The sequence below is a fragment of the Micromonospora sp. NPDC049275 genome (assembly GCF_043197115.1).
Lineage (GTDB): Bacteria > Actinomycetota > Actinomycetes > Mycobacteriales > Micromonosporaceae > Micromonospora.
In genome coordinates this window covers 76,678-94,132 of record NZ_JBICSN010000014.1, presented here as the reverse complement: position 1 = coordinate 94,132, position 17,455 = coordinate 76,678, and the positions used below count along the sequence as shown (strand labels likewise).

The following is a 17,455-nucleotide window of genomic DNA, read 5'->3' as shown; positions in this document are numbered from 1 at the left end:
ACCGGATCAGACCCGTGCCGCGCCCAGCTCGGCGATGGCGGCGTCCAGCCGTTGCGCGTACGCCGGACTGATCGCCCCCTCGCCGAGGCGGACCGCAACCTTCTCGCGCAGCCGGGCCACCGGTGGGGCCAACTCGTCCCGGCCGGAGCGGACGGCGGCCAGCAGGTTGCGCAGCTCGTTGCGCAGGTCGAGGGCGACGTCGTCGCGGATCTCCCCGTCGCGCAGGCCGGCGCCGATCAACCCGTCGACACGGTTGGCGGCCTCCACGAGGGTGCTCGGCCCGCCGGTGGGCGCGCGGGTGGCCGGCGGCGACGACGGCGCCGGGCTCGGTCGGAACGGCTCGGTGGCCGGGGGGTCGGTCGGCGGGTCGGTCGGCGGCTCGGTCGGCACGGGCGTCACGGGGCCGGCCGACGGCTGCGCCCGGCGATCCGGCTGCTGGTCGGGCAGCAGGGCCGCACCGGCCAGCGCCACCCCGACGGCAAGCACCACCGGGATCAGGAGCAGCGCCCGCCGCCGGTACCGGCCGGGCGCCTCCACCACGTCGTCGTCCAGCGGCGGCACTGTCGCGTCGCCCGCGTGCGGCGCCGTCGCCACCGTCGCGACGCCGGTGTGCGTCGCCCCCGTGGCGCTCGTCGGCGAGCCCGCCGGCGGCAGGGCCAGGGTGGGCACCCGGATCGTGGCTGTCGGTGGTTCGGGTGGCAGGCGGTGGTCGCGCAGCGCGGTGGCGAGTTGCCGGGCGGTAGGCCGGTCCGCCGGGTCCCGGGAGAGGCTCCGCAGGCAGATCCGGGCCACCGCCGCGGGCAGCTCCGGCAGGTCGGCCAGGGTCGGCGCCGGGCCGCCGGCCAGCGCGGCGCTGAGCTGTTCCCAGGTGTCCGCCGGGTACGGCACCCGGCCGGTCAACGCCTCGTGCAGCAGGACGCCGAGCGAGTAGACGTCGGTGGCGGGCTGGGCGGGTGCGCCGTCGAGCCGTTCCGGGGCCACGTACGCCGGGGTGCCGAAGGTGCCGCCGTCCTCGTCCTCGTCCGGAGCGCCGATCCGGGTGGCGATGCCGAAGTCGAGGACCTTCACCCCCATCGCGGTCATCATGACGTTGGCCGGGGTGATGTCGCGGTGCACGATGCCCAGCCGGTGCGCGGCGGCCAACGCGTCCGCGACCTGGGCGCCCACCTCGACCGCCTCCGGCCACGGCAGCGGGCCCTCGGTGAGCCGCAGCTCCAACTCCTCGCCGCTGAGCAGCTCCATCACCACGAACGACGTGATGGACCCGTCCGGGTCGACCGTCTCGCCGTAGTCGTGCACCGACGTCACGTGCGGGTGCACCAACTGGGCCGCGGCTCGCGCCTCCTCCCGCACCATGTCGCGGAACCGCGCGTCGGCGGCGAGCGACGGCGCGAGCACCTTGAGCGCCACGACGCGGTCGAGCACCTCGTCCCGTGCGCGCCAGATCACCGACATGCCGCCGGCACCGATCTGGTCGATGAGTCGGTACCTGCGGGCCAGCAATCGGCCCGGATGCAGCGCTGCCTTCACCTATCGCACCTGCCCTCTGGGGTGGGAGCGGTATCAGGTTGCGCGAATGTGTCCGACCTGTCAACGGCGATGTGGTGGATCGTCGGCGGACGGCGACCGGGCCGCGCCCACCGCCGCGCGGCGGCGGCCCGTCGGTAGGCGGCGGGCGCGTGCCAGGATGAGGACATGGCGGCGGGACCGGTGGCGTTCGTGCTCGGTGGTGGCGGGGTGCTCGGCGCCGTCGAGGTGGGCATGCTGCGGGCCCTGTTCCGCGCCGGCATCCAACCCGACATGGTGCTCGGCACCTCGATCGGCGCGGTCAACGGCGCGCTTGTCGCCGCCGACCCGTCCGAAGCGGTGACCGACCGGCTGGTCCGGCTCTGGGCCTCACCCGAGGCCAGCGAGGTGTACGGCGACTCGGTGGCCCGGCAACTGCGCCGCTTCGCCGCCCGCACCCACCTGCACTCGCCCCGGCCTCTGCGGCGGCTGCTGGAATCCGAACTGGGCGTCGACACCACATTCGCCGACCTGCGGGTGCCGTTCCGCTGCTGCGCCGCGCACATCGAGCGGGCCGCCGAGCACTGGTTCTCCAGTGGCCCGGTGGTGCCGGCCGTGCTGGCGTCGGCCTCGGTGCCGGGCCTGCTCCCGCCCACCGAGATCGACGGCGCGCACTACGTCGACGGCGGCATCGTGAACTCCATCCCGATCGGCGAGGCGGTGGCCGCGGGCGCCGGCCAGATCTTCGTCCTCCAGGTGGGCCGGATCGAACGGGAGCTGACGCCACCCCGGCGGCCGTGGGAGATCGCGCAGGTCGCGTTCGAGATATCCCGCCGGCACCGCTTCTTCCGCGAGATGGCCGCGCTGCCCGAGGGGGTGGAGGTGCACGTCCTGCCGACAGGTGGGCTGAACCCACGCGACGACACCCCGTGGGCGTACCGGGACATGGCGGCGGTGGGACGGCGGATCAGCCGGGCGTACACCGCGTCGCGCCGCTACCTCGCCACCAACGTGGAGCGCTGATGCCGCTGCCCCCCAGGTGGCTGCGGCGGCTGCTGATCGCCCCCGGCGTGGTGCTGCTCGCGATCGCCGTGGTGACGACGCTGCCGGTCTGGGCGCTGCTCGCGGCGGCCGCCTCACCGCTGGTCCCGGGCCGGTTACGCCCCCTGCGGCTGCTCTGGATCGGCTGCGTCTACCTGGTCTGGGACGCTGCCGCGCTGCTCGCGCTGTTCATCCTGTGGCTGGCGTCCGGCTTCGGTTGGCGCAGCCGCTCTCCGGCCTTCCAGCGCGCGCACTACGTGTTGGCCGGCTGGTTCCTGCGGGTGCTGTTCTGGCAGGCGCGCTGGTCGCTGCGGCTGCACATCGACGTGGTCGGCACGGACCCGGACACCGCGCTGCCCGGCCGGCCCGAGCTGGTGCTCTGCCGGCACGCCGGGCCGGGCGACTCGTTCATCCTGATCCACGGGCTGGTCAACTGGTTCCACCGGGAGCCGCGGATCGTGCTGAAGGACAGCCTCCAGTGGGACCCGGCGATCGATGTGCTGCTCAACCGCCTGCCCAACCGGTTCATCGCGCCCACGCCGGAGCGCGGCGAGGAGACGGTACGCCAGGTCGGTCACCTGGCCGCCGGCCTGGACGACAACGACGCCTTCGTGATCTTCCCGGAGGGCGGCAACTTCACCCCCAACCGGCGGCTGCGGGCCATCGCCCGGCTGCGGTCCCTCGGCCTGGAACGCATGGCGCAGCGCGCCGAACGGATGCGCCACGTGCTCGCCCCGCAGCCCGGCGGGGTGCTCGCCGCGTTCGACGCCGCCCCGGACGCCGGTGTCATCTTCGTCGCCCACACCGGACTGGACCGGATGCTCACCGTCGCCGATGTGTGGCGGGAACTGCCCATGGACAAGCGGATCGTGATGCGGTTCTGGTCGGTGCCCCCGGAGGAGGTACCTACCGAACGGCAGCAGCGCATCGACTGGCTCTTCGACTGGTGGGCACAGATTGACACGTGGATCGCGGCCAATCGGGATGCCGCCGCGTAGGGTGCGCTCGTGGACCAGATCAGCGTGGTGACGACTGTGGTGGATGCGCGTTCGGTTGCGGACGTGCTGGCGGCCGCGGCCGTCGCCGGGCGGCTCGCCGCCTGTGCCCAGGTCGGCGGTCAGGTGGACAGCACCTACTGGTGGCGTTCCGGGGTGGAGACGAGCACCGAGTGGTCCGTGCAGTTCAAGACCGCACCGGATCGGTTGGCCGCGCTTGTGGACCAGATCCGGGCCAGCCACCCGTACGAGGTTCCGGAGATCCTGGTGTCGCGCGTGGACAGTGGTGATCCCGCGTACGCCGCCTGGGTGCACGACCACACCCGACCCTAGGTACGCGCACTCTGTGCCGTTGCCGGTCGTTATCTCGATGATGAGCGGGTGGACGACACCCGCTATCCCTGCCCCGCCTGCGGCGCCCCGGCCGATCTGAGCGCCGGTTGCACCGGCTGTCGCCGCCCACCGGACCCGGTCGCGGCCGAGGTGGTCCGACTGGGGCGGGAGGTGGCTCGGCTCGAGCCCGAGGTGGAGCGGGCTCGTCTGACGTACACCGAGTTGGCCGGGCTGTTGGCGACCACCTCGCGGCGGCGGGCCGAGCTGGCGGCGGTCGTCCGCGCGGGGTTGGCGGCGGGGGTCCCGGTCGTCGGGCCGCCGTCGGTCGTGGCGTCGCCGTCGGTCGTCGCGTCCACCGCGCCCGGTGGCTCGGTGCAGCACGCCCGGCCGGGGGCGGCGGAGACGTCGACCCGGACGGTGCAGGGCCTGCTGTTCGTCCTCGGTGGACTCCTGCTCGGCACGGCGGCCGTCGTCTTCACGGCGGTGGCCTGGGCGGCCGTGGGGGTCGGTGGCCGGGCGCTGATCCTGGCTGCGGTCACGGCGCTCGTCCTGGCCGGCCCGCTGCTGGCGGTCCGCCGGGGGTTGCGGGGCACGGCGGAGACGTTCGCCGCCGTGGGGCTGCTGCTGGTGGTGCTGGACGGGTACGCCGCCTGGTCGGTGAACCTGGCCGGCGTGGCCGGTTGGCCGGGCACCCGGTACGCCGCGCTGGTCGGGGGGGCCAGCGCGGCGGTCGCCGTGGCGTACGGCCGGTCGAGCGGGTTGACCGGGCCCTGGTTCGCCGGCCTGCTGGCGGCGCAGCCGGTGCTGCCGCTGCTCGCGGCGGACGCCGAGCCCGGCGCGGCCGGCTGGGCGCTGGTGCTGCTCGGGGTGGCCCTGCTGGACCTGGCGGTGCTGGCCGCCCTGCGCGGCGGGGAGGGGGCGGGCCGCGTCGCCGGTCGGGTGCTCGCGGCGGTGGGTCACGTTGGCGCGCTCGTCGGTGCCGCCGCGTGTGCCCTGGTGCCGTTGCTGGTGGGGCGGGCGGCGGGGTCGCCGCTGCTGGGCGGGGTGCCGCTGCTGCTGGTCGCGGTGACAGGTCTCGGCGCGGCGCTGCTGGTCGGTGGGGTGGCGCTGCGGGCGGTGGCCGGAGGGCTGCTGGTTCCGGTGTTCGCCGCCGCGGTGCTGCGTCCGGTGGGTGAGCTGCGCCCGTCGCTGCTGTTGCTCGCGGCGGCGACGGTGGCGCTCGTCCTGGCCGGGGCGGTGCGGCTGCTGCCGACGGGTTGGCGGGCCGGGCCGCGCGCCGGGGCGCTGCTGGTCGCGGCGGGGACGGCGCAGATCGCCGTGGTGATCACGGGGGTGCTGGCGGTCGCCGCCGCCGGCCGGTCGCTGCCGCCGTGGCACGGGGCCGGGTGGGGGCCGGACCTGAGCTGGGGCTGGCAGGTGGCACCCTGCGTCGCTCTGGCGCTGGGCGCGACGGCCTTGCTGCTGCCCCGCGGCGGGTGGGCGCTGCTCGCCTCGGCCGGTGCGGTGGCGGTGCTGCTCGCCGTGCCGGCCGGCTGGACGGCGTCGTGGGCGACCGTGGTGGCCGTCGACCTGGCGGGTGGGGTCGCGCTCGTGCTCGCCGTGCTGGCTCGCCCGGCGATCCGCCCGGCCGCCCTGCTCGGCGGGGCGCTCGGCGGGGCCGTCCTGGTCGGGCACGCGCTGCTGGTGGCCCTGGCCGATCCGGTCGGCGTGGTGGTGGTGTTGGGCACGAGCGCCGTACTCGGGGTGGCGGCGGCGTCGCGTCGTGGTGGGGCGTACCGCCGGGTGGCGGGCGTGGGTCTGCTGATCGCGCAGCTCACGTTGCCCGGCATCGCCGCGGTGGCCCTGTTCGCGGCCGGCACGCCGCCGTGGTGGCAGGCCCGGCTCGCCCTGTGCGCCGCCGGGCTGGCGCTGGTCGCGGTGCTCGCGGTGCGTCGCCAGCGGGTCGACCTGCTCGGGTACGCGGTCACGGGCGCCGTGGTCGCGGTGCTCGCGGCCGGGGTCGCGCCGCTGGTGGCGGCGGGGAACGAGCCCGTGACGCTGTACGCCGCGTTGGGGGCGCTTGGCGTCGCGCTCGTCGCCCGCCGGGGCCTGCCGGGGACCGGCGACGAGTCGGGCGGGCCGGGGGAGCGCTCGGTGGTCGGGGGGCTGCTGACGAACCAGCCGTCGGGCGTGCTGGTGGTGGGGGGTGTCGTGCTGGCGGGGGTCGCGGTGCTGGCCGCGCTGCCGGCGGTGCTCGTGGCGCTGATCGCCCCGTACGGCCGGTGGGTGGTCTGGTCGGGTGCGCCGACGGCCGTCGCCGACCGGGGGATGGTCCCCGTCGGGCTGGCGCTCGTCGCGGTGGCGGTGGCGGCGGTGCTGACCGGTCGGCGGGTGCGCCCGCCGCTGCTTGCCGCTCTGCCGTTCGCCGCCGCCGCGCTGCCGGTGCTGCTGGTCGCCGTGGGCGCGCCGTGGCCGGTGCTGCCGGTCGCCACCCTGCTCGTCGGGGTGTCCACGCTGCTCGTCGCCGCCCTGGTGGTGCCGCGTCCGGCGTTGAAGCCGATCGCCGTACCCGTGGGGGTGGTGCTGGTCGCGACCGGCGTGACCGGGCTCCTGGCGACCCGGGCCGGCACGCTCGCGGCCGAGGGCGCGCTGGTGGTGGCGGCGGTGGTCGTCGCGGTCGGCGGGCGGGCGGTCGGGGCGCGCGTCGTCGGGACCGTCGCGGCGGTGGGGGCGGCGTGTGCGCTGGCGGTGACCGCTCCGCTCGCCGGAGGGCTGCCGTTGCGGGCGGCGGCGTACCCGTTGCTGGGAGTGGCCGTGCTGATCCTGGCCGCCGCCGCCGCCGCCGCGACCGGGCCGGCGCGGGCGGTCGCGGTCGACGTCGCGACCGGGCGGCGGCCGACGGCGCCGGCGCCGGTCGGGCGTGTGCTGGACGCCGCCGCGCAGGCGGTGGCGGTGGTGGCGGCGGTGCTCACCGTCGAGGCGGCGCGGCACCTCGCGACCGTCTGTGTGCTGTGGGGCGCGGCCGTCGCGCTACGGCTGCTGCGGCGGGGCGAGCCGACCGGTCGACGGTGGCGGTTCGCCGCCATCGCCGGGACCAGCGAGTTGCTCGGAGCGTGGGTGCTGCTCGCCGCCGGTGGGGTGACCGTACTGGAGGCGTACACGCTGCCGGCCGCGGCGCTCGCCCTCGGGGCGGGCCTGCTGGCGTTGCGGGCCCGGCCGGGACTGACCAGCTGGCCGGCGCTCGGCCCGGGGCTCGTCGCGGCGCTGCTGCCGAGCCTGGCGTCGGTGCTGGCCGGCCCGGACCCGCAGCCGTGGCGGCGGTTGCTGCTCGGCGGAGCGGCGTTGGGCGTGGTGCTCACCGGCGCCACCCGCCGCTGGCAGGCACCGGTGCTGCTGGGCGGCGGGGTGCTGGCGGTCCTGGCGATGCACGAACTGGTCCGTGGCTGGGACCTGCTGCCGCGGTGGATCTACCTCGGAGCCGGCGGGCTGGCGCTGATCGGGCTGGCCGCGAGCTACGAGCGGCGGCGTCGTGACCTGGCGCGACTACGCGCCGTGGTGGCCCGGCTGGGCTGAACCGAAGCGGGGGGTAGGGCCCGCCCTACCCCCCATTCGGGGGTTGCCAGGGTTACTCAGCGCAACCAATGCGGGGAGACTGCCATTGACCCCGAACCATCCCGGTTCGGGCGCAAGCGGAACGGGAGCAGTAATGGCGCTCGGAGCGGTGGCGGAACCGCCGGTACGACGGCGGGGTAGCGATTACGCACAGTTGTCCCGACGGATCAGTCAGGCCGGCCTGCTGGAGCGGCGCCCTGCCTCGTACGTCGCCCGCCTCGTGCTCACCCTCGGCGCCTTCGTGGCCGGCTGGGTCGCCGTGTTCCTGGTCGGCGACTCCTGGTGGCAGGTGGCGCTCGCGGCCGTGATGGCGGTGGCCACCACCCAGGTCGCTTTCCTCGGTCACGACGCCGGGCACCGCCAGATGTTCCGTCGACGCTTTCCCAGCGAGGTCGTGGGGCTGGTCGCCGGCAACGCGGCGGTGGGGATCAGCTACGGCTGGTGGGTCGACAAGCACAATCGGCACCACGCCAACCCGAACCACGAGGACGAGGACCCGGACGTCGGCGCGGGCGCTCTGGTGTGGACTCCCGAACAGGCGCTGGAAACCCGGGGCGCGCACCGCTGGATGGCGAGCCGGCAGGCTTACCTCTTCTTCCCGCTGCTCTTCCTGGAGGGCCTGAGCCTGCACGTGGCGAGCATCCGGGCGATCATCGGCCGGGAGCAGAGCGGCAGGTACGCGACGCCGATGCGGCACCGCGCGGTCGAGGCCGGGCTGCTCCTCGCCCACACCGCCGGCTACGTGGCGCTGCTGCTGACGGTCATGTCGCCGGCCAAGGCGCTGGTCTTCGCCGCCGTGCACCAGGGGCTGTGGGGCCTGTACATGGGCTGCGCGTTCGCGCCGAACCACAAGGGCATGCCGATGCCGACCGCCGAGGACGAGCTGGACTTCCTGCGTAAGCAGGTGCTGACCTCCCGCAACGTGCGGGGCAGCCGGCTGGTCGACACGGCGTTGGGCGGGCTCAACTACCAGATCGAGCACCACCTGTTCCCGAACATGCCCCGGGCGAACCTGCGTCGGGCGCAGCCGATCGTCCGCGCCTACTGCGTCGAGCAGGGCATCTCGTACGCGGAGACCGGGCTTATCGAGTCGTACCGGCAGGCGCTCGGCCACCTGCACGACGTGGGCCGGCCGCTGCGCGGCTGAACGGACTGAGCGGTGGGGCGGCGTCTGATGATGCCGCCCCACCGCCGTGTGTGCGCCGGGCTGGTGACGGTGGTCGGGACGAGCGCCATGCGTGGGAACTCGGCAAGCGTGAATGTGCCGAAATTTCGGACATGCTGCACCCGCTCAGGCCCGGCGAGGCCCGATCATGGATTCGGTCCGGCAAGCCACCGAGCGTGGGGTGAGTGGTCAAGTGGTCGTTCCCAGGCTGTTGATAGGTGGCTTCGTGCTCCCTGCCGAACTTGTGCAGGTCATGGAGAGCGGCCGTTGGAAGCCACCCGACATGCAGGTGCTGAGGGAGGTGTTCGACGATGATCCGGACGACCCCCGCTTCTACGATCTCCCATCGATGGCGCGCCAGGACGAGCTGCTCCGGGCGCAGTCGCCTGAGGTTTACCGGGACCTTGTCGGCCCGGAATGCGACATCGATCCGAGTCGGTGTCTCGTCGTCGGCGACCTCGGCGTGGACATGTCGATAGCACTGCACTACGGCGCCGATGGCGGCGATCCTCGCGTGATCTACCTGACAGTGGACGGTTGGCGTGAGGTGGCGCCCAACGTCAGGGTGCTGGTGGAGCGTCTGCGGTTGTAGGACGGCAAACTGTGGAAAGGGCTGCCTCCGGGGAGAAGAATTGCACGCGGTGGAGCGGCACCTCCTGTGGCTCGGGATCGAGGACTACACAGGGCTCCGGCAGGCTCTCGCGGAAGTGCGGGGTGACAGCGAGCCGCGTACGACCGACGAGGCTCTGGCGCAGGCGCGTCGGGCCGTCGAGTCCCTGTTGGCCGCTGGTTTCGTCGAGCTGTTCCGTTGTCGTGAACCGCTGAACAACGAAACCGCCGAGCTCGTCCCGGTGCGAGAGCGGGCCGGGATTCTGGGGGCGTGACGTCGGTTCGCTTCGCCACCACGGATCGTGGCTTCGTCGCTTACCAGAAGGAAGTGGGCTGGGAAGCCGGCTGAGTTGCCCTTCCCCTGAGGCGGCAGAAGGAGAGCGAAGTGGAGCATTACCTGTACCTGCGCCACCTCATCTCCCAACTGCTTGAGGATTCACCTCTGACGTCGGGAGAGGTCATTGCCGACGTCCGGCACCTGATGAGCGTGGGCGAGGAAGAGTTGGCGTTCGACACGATGTGCTCCTGGATCTACGAGGATTCCCTCTCCATCACCTCGGCGTACCACGACCGCCTCGTGGCGGGCGCTCAGGAATTGGGCACGTTGAACTCGATTGCCAGACTCGACGAGCTCATCGAGGACTAGGCCCCGTTTCACAAGGGCGGTCGAGTCGAGGCGGCGAGCCGGCAAGGCGCTGTTTCGTCCGGATACCGGTGTCGTATCCGGACGAGACCACAACGCCGCCGGTCGTCGTCGGGGCCCGCCGCAGGCCGGCCAGTTCCTATGAAACAGGGCCTGGGCCCCGCCTGCCGCCGGTGGCGCGTACGGCTCGCCGGACACCCCACCGGTAGGGTCTGGTCATGGCAGACCTGCTCACCGCGGACGCGGTGCGGAAAGAGCTGGGCGGGTTGGCCGGCTGGTCGGGTGACCCGACCGGCATCGGCCGTACCGTCCAGCTCGGCAGTTTCCCGGACGCCATCGCGGTGGTGGACCGGGTGGCGGCGGTGGCCGAGGAGCTCGACCACCATCCCGACATCGACATCCGATGGCGGACCCTGACCTTCCGCTGTGTCACGCACTCGGCCGGTGGGGTCACCCACCGGGACGTCGAGCTGGCCCGGCGGATCGACGACATCGTCCGGAGTGCGGCATGAGATTCGAGATCAGCAAGGTTCTGGACGCCATCGAGGGGCGGGTCTGCACCGACCCGTCGCTGGCCCGTGCGGTGCTCGACCTGGCCGAGATCATCCGTTACCAGGACATCGACGGAGGCCGGCCGGCGAGCCTGCTGCGCCTCGGCATGGTCATCGACGCGCTCTCCCGCGAGCTGGAGGAGGACAGCGTCCAGGTGTACGCAGTGGTGCACCGCGCGCTGCTCTCGGACGCCGACCTGACCTCCAACGAGCGGATGGTCGTTCGCCGTTGGGCCGACGACGGGCTCGTCGAGGTGCTCGACAACCCGGGTGACCGGATGCTGGAGGTCGCCGACCTGCTCGGTCTGCCGGTGCTCAGCCGGGTGCGCTTCGACGGGCTGCGCGGGCGGTTCCCGTGGCTGGTCGAGCAGCCCGGCCGGGTCGTCGCCCCGGTGCCGGGCGCCGGCGGGCCGGTGTTCATCGCGCACGTCGGCGGCGGCCACGCCCCGGTGAGCGGCACGCGTTCGCCGACCGGGGCGAAGCTGCTGGCCCGGCAGTGGCGCTGCCCGGAGTCGGGCTGCGCGTTGTTCGGCAGCGGTGGTGGAGGCGGCGCGTTCGCCGACCTGGCCGGGGGAGCGGATCGCAGCCCGGCCGCGCAGCCGCCGCCCTCGCTGCGCAATGGCGTGCCAACCTGCCCCCGACACGGCGCGCGTCTCGGTGACGGCGGTCCTCGGCCGCGTACGGAGGTGCTCGCGGTGCGCGTGGGTGGCCTGGTCCGGCGGCGGTTCGTGCTGAGCGAGGAGCAGCCGGTGGTGGCCGGCCGGGCACCCGAGCAGGACGGCGGGATCATGCTCGGGCAGTGGCTCAACGACGAGGCCCGGCGCTGGATCAGCCGTGGTCATGTCCGCTTCGAGCTGCGGGTCGGCGAGGTCATCGTGACCGACGTCAGCACCAACGGGTCCGGCATCCGGCCGTCCGGGTCGATGAACGAGGCGGATCGGATCCCGCTGGCCCCGCAGCAGTCCCGGGTGCTGGGCGAGAACGACATGATCGAGCTGTACCCGGGGGTGCAGATCGGCCGTGCCGAGGAGTTGCCGACCGGCGCCCCGTTCACACCCACCTCGGTGATGGCCGAAGCCCCGACGATGGCCATGCGCCTACCCCGCCCCTGACCCCCCCACCCGGCGCCCCCGGCCCGCCAACCCCCGGTTGATCATGAAGTTATTGCCACGACACGCCGCGGCAGAGGGCGATAACTTCATGATCAACGCGAGCGGTGCCGTCCAGCGCGGGGACCGGGGACCGGGGACCGGGGACGGGGACGGGGACGGGGACGGGGGACGGGGGCAACTGTTAGGTGGTTAGCACCTTTGCCAGTTGCGCCACCGCCAGGTCGATCTCCTCTTCGGTGATCACCAGCGGTGGGGCCAGCCGGATGGTCGAGCCGTGGGTGTCCTTGGCGAGCACACCGCGCTCCGCCAGCCGCTCGCACGCCTCCCGCCCGCTCATCAGCGCCGGGTCGATGTCCAGACCGGCCCACAGGCCACGGACGCGTACCCCGACGAGGCCCTTGCCGACCAGCGCCTCCAGGCCGGCCCGCAGCCGCTCGCCCAGCTCGGCCGAGCGGCGCTGGAACTCGCCGGTGGCCAGCAGCCGGACGACCTCGATGGCCACCGCGCACGCCAGGGGGTTGCCGCCGAAGGTGGAGCCGTGCTGGCCGGGCTTGAGCACGCCGAGCACGTCGGCGTTCGCGGCGACGGCGGACACCGGCACGATGCCGCCGCCGAGCGCCTTGCCCAGCAGGTACATGTCCGGCACGACGCCCTCGTGGTCACAGGCGAACGTCCGACCGGTACGCCCCAGACCGGACTGGATCTCGTCGGCGATGAACAGCACGTTCCGCTCGGTGCAGACCCGACGTACGCCCGGCAGGTAGCCCTCGGGCGGCACCACCACGCCCTGCTCGCCCTGGATCGGCTCCAGCAGCACGGCCACCGTGTTCTCGTCGATCGCGGCGGTCAGCGCGTCCAGGTCGCCGTACGGCACGACGGTGAAGCCCGGGGTGTACGGCCCGAAGTCGGCGCGGGCGTCCTCGTCGGTGGAGAAGCTGACGATCGTGGTCGTCCGGCCGTGGAAGTTGCCCTCGGCGACCACGATGTTGGCCTGGCCCGGGGTGACGCCCTTGACCTGGTAGCCCCACTTGCGGGCCACCTTGATCCCGGTCTCCACCGCCTCGGCGCCGGTGTTCATCGGCAGCACGAGGTCCTTGCCGCACAGCTCGGCCAGCTCCCGGCAGAAGTCGGCGAACTGGTCGTGGATGAACGCGCGGCTGGTGAGCGTGAGCCGGTCCAGTTGCGCGTGCGCGGCGGCGATGAGCTGCGGGTGCCGGTGGCCGAAGTTCAGCGCCGAGTAGCCGGCCAGGCAGTCCAGGTAGCGCTTGCCGTCCACGTCGGTGAGCCACGCGCCCTCGGCGGACGAGATCACCACCGGCAGCGGGTGGTAGTTGTGCGCGGTGTACTTCTCCGCGTCCCGGACGGCGGACGGGGTCCGCAGCATGTCCTCGATCACTTGCTTGCCTTTCCCTGACGGAGTCGCAGCGTGCAGCACTTCGGTCCGCCGCCTGCCTTACGTAGCTCGGACAGGTCGACCCCGATGGTCTCGTAGCCCCGGTCGCGCAGCTTGGCGGCCAGGTCGGTGGCCTGGGCGGGCAGCACGACGTGTCGGCCGTCGCTCACCGCGTTCAGGCCGAGCACCTCGGCGTCGGCCATGGTGGCGTGCACCGCGTCGGGGAAGAGCCGGCGCAGCACGGCCTGGCTGCCGGGGGAGAACGCCTCCGGCAGGTACGCCACGGTCCGCTCGTCGAGCACGGTCAGCGCCGTGTCCAGGTGGTAGAAGCGCGGGTCGACGAGCTGCATGGTGATCACCGGGTAGCCGAAGACCTCCTGCAACTGGGCGTGCGCGGCGTGGGCGGTGCGGAAGCCGGTGCCGGCCAGCAGGTGGTCACCGGCGAGCAGGACGTCGCCCTCGCCCTCGTTGACGTGCTTCGGGTCGTACATCTCGAAGCCGGCGGCCTCGAACCAGGCCCGGTAGGCCGGCGCCTCGTCGGCGCGCTGCGGGTCGCGGAACTGCACGGCCATCGCCTTGCCGTCGATCACGGTGCCGCCGTTGGCGGCGAAGACCATGTCGGGCAGGCCGGGCACCGGAGTGATCTCCTCGACGGTGTGGCCCAGGTCAAGGTACGTCTGGCGTAGCTGCTCCCACTGGCGGACGGCCAGCGCGGCGTCGACCGGCGCGCTCGGGTCCATCCAGGGGTTGATCGCGTAGTCGACGGCGAAGTACGTCGGCCGGCACATCAACAGGCGCTGGCTGGTGGCGTCCATCGTCATTGTCCTGCTCCCAGGGGTCGGGCGCGCCCGGCCTCCGTGGCCCACGGGCTGGCGCCGTGGCTCAACGCTATGCGGCCCGGACGGCAGGATCCACCACCGAGAGTTGCGCAGACCGAACATTCGTTGCGTCTGAGCGGTCCACGGCTGCGATTCGTTGCGTAGAGGGCCAACGGAGTTGTGAAAACGCCTCGGGGCCCGGCGGACCGGGCCCCGGAAACACTTCAGGGGCGGCGAACCGCCGCCCCTGAAAGGGTGTGCCCGGCCGGTGAACCACCGGGTGGTCGGGCTGCCGGCGAACCGCCGGGTGTTCGCCGGTGCATCACCGGCGAGCGGAACAGTGCCCGCTAGAAACGGTCCACAAACTGTGAGTCAAGCCACTCCCGGAAGCGCGGCACCCAGTCGCCGTCGGTGCTCGGCCAGTCGAACTGCCCGGTCATCGCCAGCACACCGATCACCACCGCCGCGAGCCCGATGAGCACGCCGAACAGCGCGTCGGTCTTGCCGGCGACGTGCCGGCGGCGGGTGGCCATCAGCCCGAGCACCGAGAGCACCGAGCCGAACGCGCCGAGCCCGATGCCGTACCCGGCAAGGGTGCCGGTCAGCACGAACAGCGCACCGGCGACGGAGACGATCAGGCCGAGGGTGGCGAGCAGGCTGGCCCGTGGCTTCGGGCCGCGCGTCACCGAGGGATCCGGCTCGCTGTGGCCGGGGGTCGGGTCGACCGGGCGGTCGGTCACGACGCGGTCGGTCGGGTCGGGTCGCCCGGTCGTCCGGTCGAGGTCCGCGTCGCGTTCCGGCCGCCGGGTCGTGCGGTCGAGGTCGGTGTCGCGGTCGACGGTGCGGTCGATGGTCGGGGCAGTCGCCGCGGCGCCGGCCGGCCGGGTGGCGCCGGGCCGGGAATCGCCCTCAAGCGGGCGGGCGGTGGCGGCTCGGGCCACGGCCGCGCGCTCCGCGGCGCGTCGTTCGGCCGCGCCGGCTTGGTCGTCGGTCGCCGTCGTGCTGCGGTACGTCGTCTGGTCGGCGTCCCGGTCGGTGATCACCGGTCGACCGGTGACGTCGTCGGAGCGGCCCGTGTCGGTGACCGCCGTGCTGCTGGCCCGGTCGGCGACCGGGGTGTCGCGGCCGTCGACGCGGCCGTCGAGGTTCTCGTCCCGCGTCGGCGCCGGCTCGGACCGGCGGGACAGCGAAGGAATCCTGACCACTACACACCTCCTATTGAATGCGTGGTGGCCGACGAAACGGGTGGCACCCACGCGGTACGACCCGGAAATACCCACCTGGACGTTTCCTGACACCAATCCCGGGTACGGCCGATCGACTCGCCTTCCTGTAAACCGGGGTGTCCCGTCCATCGCAACACCCCGTCTTCCAGGAACCCGAGTCGATCAACGCGGCGCGCTCGCCGGGCTGGCTATTCTTGGCACCCGTGCCAGAGGGACACACGATTCATCGCCTGGCGGCCCTGCACGCCGAGCTGTTCGCCGGGGACAAGCTGCACGCCGCCAGTCCGCAGGGCCGCTTCGCCGAGGGGGCCGCCCGCCTCTCCGGCACCGTCCTGGAGGGCACCGAGGCGTACGGCAAGCACCTCCTGCACCACTACGCCGGCGAGCTGACCCTGCACGTGCACCTCGGCCTGTACGGGAAGTTCACCGACGGGCCGGGGACGCCGCCCGATCCGGTCGGTCAGGTGCGGCTGCGGCTGGCCAGTGACCGGCACTGGCTCGACCTGCGCGGGCCGACCGCCTGCGAGCTGTTCACGCCGCCCGAGGTCAACGCCCTGCGCGAGCGCCTCGGGCCGGATCCGCTGCGTGCCGACGCCGACCCCGAGCGGGCGTACGCCCGGATCTCCCGCAGCCCGACGCCCCTCGCGGCGCTGCTCCTGGACCAGTCGGTGGTGGCCGGCACCGGGCTGATCTTCGTGACCGAGGCGCTGTTCCGGGCCGGACTGTCGCCGACGATGCCCGGCCGAGGGCTGACCCGCACCGGCTGGGACGCCCTCTGGGCCGACCTGGTCGAGTTGATGCGCCTCGCCCTGCGGCAGGGGCGGATCGACACGGTCCGCGACGTGCACCTGCCGGAGGCGATGGGTCGCCCACCGCGCGTCGACCGCCACGGTGGCGAGGTGTACGTCTACCGCCGCGCCGGGGGCCTCTGCCACGTCTGCGGCACCGAGGTCAGCCGGAGCGAGCTGGCCGGCCGCAACCTCTACTGGTGCCGCACCTGCCAACCCGACCGAACCGCCCGCCGCAGATCACGCGCTGTCGAGTAGCCAGCGGACGGTCTCGATCTGGTGCGGGAAGACGACGTCCTCGTCGATGCTCCAGGCCATCGTGTGACCGATCGTCCAACCCCGTACCCGCTCGGCGTCCAGCCCCAGTTCGGTGCTGAGCCGCTCGAGCCGGTGCCGGACCGCGGCCGGCGAGTGGCCCAGCTCCTGACCGCGCACGAGCGGGACGACCGAGAACTCCCGCTCGCCGCTCAGGGGCTTCGGGTCGATCACCAGCCATGGCTCGCGGTCGGCGGCGAGCACGTTGCCGGCGTGCAGGTCCTGGTTGACGAGCACCTGCTCGCCCTGGCTCGACGCCAGGTCGACGAGTAGGGCGCGCGCCGCGTCGAGCAGTCGCCGCTCGTACGGCCGGCCGGTCCGCTCCCAGCTTCGCGGAATCCGGTCGAGCCAGCCGGCCGCCTCCTCGGCCAGCGGGGTGAACGGTGCGCCGGCCGGCCGCCAGAGCCGGGGCAGCACGTCGATCGCCGCGTCCAGGGCCCGGTCCATCGGCAGCTCGTACAGCGGTGTGCCGGGTTGGCAGCGTTCCACGAGCAGGGCGTGCCGGTCCGGGTCGTGCGCGAGCAGCCGGACCGCGCCGTCACCGTCCCAGTGGGCCAGCGCGTGGGCCTCGTGCTGGCTGTCCTCGGCAGGGAACTGGAGCTTGAGCACCGCCGCCGTGCCGTCGGGCAGGTCGGCGGGGAGAGCGAGCGAGGCGTACGCGTACCGGAAGGGCGGGCCCAGCCGCAGCGACCACCGCTCGGCGCACTCCGCCAGCAACGTCGGGAGTGTGGCCAGCCAGGCCCTGCCGACCGCTGATGTTCGTATCCAGGCAAGTCCCTCAGGCAGATCCATCCGGTCATCCTGGGGCATCGGCGGCGCTGAATCGACAGTGTTCGTGTGTCGGCTCCACTGTGGTTAGCGTGGACGGATGACACCTGAGGACGAGACGTTTCTCCGCCGTGCCGTCGACCTCGCCGCTCGGGCGGGGGCTGCCGGTGAACGGCCGTTCGGCTCGTTGCTTGTCGGCGCGGACGGCGTCGTCCTGATCGAGGACCACAACACGGTGGTCTCGGATTCGGACATCACCGCCCACCCGGAGCTGAAGCTGGCCCGCTGGGCTGCCCGGGAACTCTCCCCGGAGGTGGCCGCCGGCACCACGATGTTCACGAGCTGCCAGCCCTGCCCGATGTGCGCCACCGCGATCGACCGCTCCGGCCTGGGGCGGGTGGTGTACGCGCTGTCCGGCGAGCAGTTCGAGCAGGTCAAACCGGCCACCCCGGCGCTGCCTCCGGTCCGCTACGAGGGGCCGGCGCTGTTCGAGGAGGCGCGTCGACCGATCGACGACTACTACTGAGCCGGGCCCGCGGCCGTCGGTGGGTGTGACGCAAGCGCGATTGACAGTCGACAGGCAATCGGAGCAGGGTTGAAG

17 protein-coding genes are annotated in these 17,455 nt (G+C 73.4%); 12 read left to right on the top strand and 5 right to left on the bottom strand.

Annotated elements, in window-relative coordinates; all coding sequences use genetic code 11:
- Positions 1–6 precede the first annotated feature (6 nt).
- Positions 7–1,530, bottom strand: a complete 1,524-nt coding sequence (locus ACGFIE_RS28590; RefSeq protein ID WP_393300367.1) for a protein kinase — start codon at positions 1,528–1,530, stop codon at positions 7–9.
- Between the two features lie 165 nt (positions 1,531–1,695).
- Here ACGFIE_RS28590 and ACGFIE_RS28585 point away from each other — a divergent pair, with 165 nt between their 5' ends.
- From ACGFIE_RS28585 to ACGFIE_RS28540, 10 genes are all read left to right on the top strand, one after another.
- Positions 1,696–2,529, top strand: a complete 834-nt coding sequence (locus tag ACGFIE_RS28585) for a patatin-like phospholipase family protein (protein ID WP_363679983.1) — start codon at positions 1,696–1,698, stop codon at positions 2,527–2,529.
- The gene (locus tag ACGFIE_RS28580) at positions 2,529–3,545 is read left to right on the top strand and encodes a 1-acyl-sn-glycerol-3-phosphate acyltransferase (protein WP_393300364.1); all 1,017 of its coding nucleotides are present in this window, start codon (positions 2,529–2,531) and stop codon (positions 3,543–3,545) included. The genes ACGFIE_RS28585 and ACGFIE_RS28580 overlap by 1 nt, the downstream gene beginning before the upstream one ends.
- A 9-nt stretch (positions 3,546–3,554) precedes the next feature.
- A complete protein-coding gene (gene cutA / locus ACGFIE_RS28575) occupies positions 3,555–3,875 on the top strand; it encodes a divalent-cation tolerance protein CutA (protein WP_363679981.1) in 321 nt (106 codons plus the stop codon).
- A 48-nt stretch (positions 3,876–3,923) separates the two neighbouring features.
- Positions 3,924–7,427, top strand: coding sequence for an SCO7613 C-terminal domain-containing membrane protein (locus ACGFIE_RS28570; protein ID WP_393300361.1), 3,504 nt, complete (start codon positions 3,924–3,926; stop codon positions 7,425–7,427).
- A 133-nt stretch (positions 7,428–7,560) separates the two neighbouring features.
- Entirely contained in the window at positions 7,561–8,613 is a 1,053-nt protein-coding gene (locus tag ACGFIE_RS28565) for an acyl-CoA desaturase (protein ID WP_363679979.1), read from the top strand.
- 166 nt (positions 8,614–8,779) lie between these two features.
- Positions 8,780–9,223, top strand: a complete 444-nt coding sequence (locus ACGFIE_RS28560) for a hypothetical protein (RefSeq protein ID WP_393300358.1) — start codon at positions 8,780–8,782, stop codon at positions 9,221–9,223.
- A 49-nt stretch (positions 9,224–9,272) separates the two neighbouring features.
- Entirely contained in the window at positions 9,273–9,515 is a 243-nt protein-coding gene (locus ACGFIE_RS28555; protein WP_393300355.1) for a hypothetical protein, read from the top strand.
- Positions 9,516–9,625: 110 nt separating this feature from the next.
- Entirely contained in the window at positions 9,626–9,886 is a 261-nt protein-coding gene (locus ACGFIE_RS28550) for a MafI family immunity protein (RefSeq protein ID WP_393300352.1), read from the top strand.
- Between the two features lie 215 nt (positions 9,887–10,101).
- Positions 10,102–10,395: a 4a-hydroxytetrahydrobiopterin dehydratase gene (locus tag ACGFIE_RS28545; RefSeq protein WP_393300349.1), complete on the top strand. Its 294-nt coding sequence runs from the start codon at positions 10,102–10,104 to the stop codon at positions 10,393–10,395.
- Positions 10,392–11,546 carry an FHA domain-containing protein gene (locus tag ACGFIE_RS28540; protein ID WP_393300346.1) on the top strand — a complete coding sequence of 385 codons (1,155 nt, stop codon included), beginning with the start codon at positions 10,392–10,394 and terminating at the stop codon, positions 11,544–11,546. The genes ACGFIE_RS28545 and ACGFIE_RS28540 overlap by 4 nt, the downstream gene beginning before the upstream one ends.
- A 181-nt stretch (positions 11,547–11,727) precedes the next feature.
- Here ACGFIE_RS28540 and rocD read toward each other — a convergent pair whose 3' ends face one another.
- The 3 genes from rocD to ACGFIE_RS28525 all read right to left on the bottom strand — a co-directional run bounded on the left by rocD (position 11,728) and on the right by ACGFIE_RS28525 (position 14,962).
- The gene (gene rocD / locus ACGFIE_RS28535) at positions 11,728–12,942 is read right to left on the bottom strand and encodes an ornithine--oxo-acid transaminase (protein WP_393300344.1); all 1,215 of its coding nucleotides are present in this window, start codon (positions 12,940–12,942) and stop codon (positions 11,728–11,730) included.
- Positions 12,939–13,754: a dimethylargininase gene (gene ddaH / locus ACGFIE_RS28530; RefSeq protein WP_181518433.1), complete on the bottom strand. Its 816-nt coding sequence runs from the start codon at positions 13,752–13,754 to the stop codon at positions 12,939–12,941. The genes rocD and ddaH overlap by 4 nt, the downstream gene beginning before the upstream one ends.
- A 350-nt stretch (positions 13,755–14,104) precedes the next feature.
- A complete protein-coding gene (locus ACGFIE_RS28525) occupies positions 14,105–14,962 on the bottom strand; it encodes a thrombospondin (RefSeq protein ID WP_393300341.1) in 858 nt (285 codons plus the stop codon).
- A gap of 224 nt (positions 14,963–15,186) precedes the next feature.
- On the opposite strand from ACGFIE_RS28525, the gene ACGFIE_RS28520 reads away from it, so the two are divergent.
- Positions 15,187–16,029, top strand: a complete 843-nt coding sequence (locus tag ACGFIE_RS28520; RefSeq protein ID WP_393300338.1) for an Fpg/Nei family DNA glycosylase — start codon at positions 15,187–15,189, stop codon at positions 16,027–16,029.
- Here the strand turns inward: ACGFIE_RS28520 and ACGFIE_RS28515 are convergent.
- Positions 16,012–16,878, bottom strand: coding sequence for an aminoglycoside phosphotransferase family protein (locus tag ACGFIE_RS28515; protein WP_393300335.1), 867 nt, complete (start codon positions 16,876–16,878; stop codon positions 16,012–16,014). The genes ACGFIE_RS28520 and ACGFIE_RS28515 overlap by 18 nt on opposite strands.
- 76 nt (positions 16,879–16,954) lie before the next feature.
- Between ACGFIE_RS28515 and ACGFIE_RS28510 the strand changes: the two genes are divergently transcribed.
- On the top strand, positions 16,955–17,380 hold the full coding sequence (locus ACGFIE_RS28510; RefSeq protein ID WP_393300333.1) for a nucleoside deaminase: 426 nt from the start codon (positions 16,955–16,957) through the stop codon (positions 17,378–17,380).
- Positions 17,381–17,455: the final 75 nt, after the last annotated feature.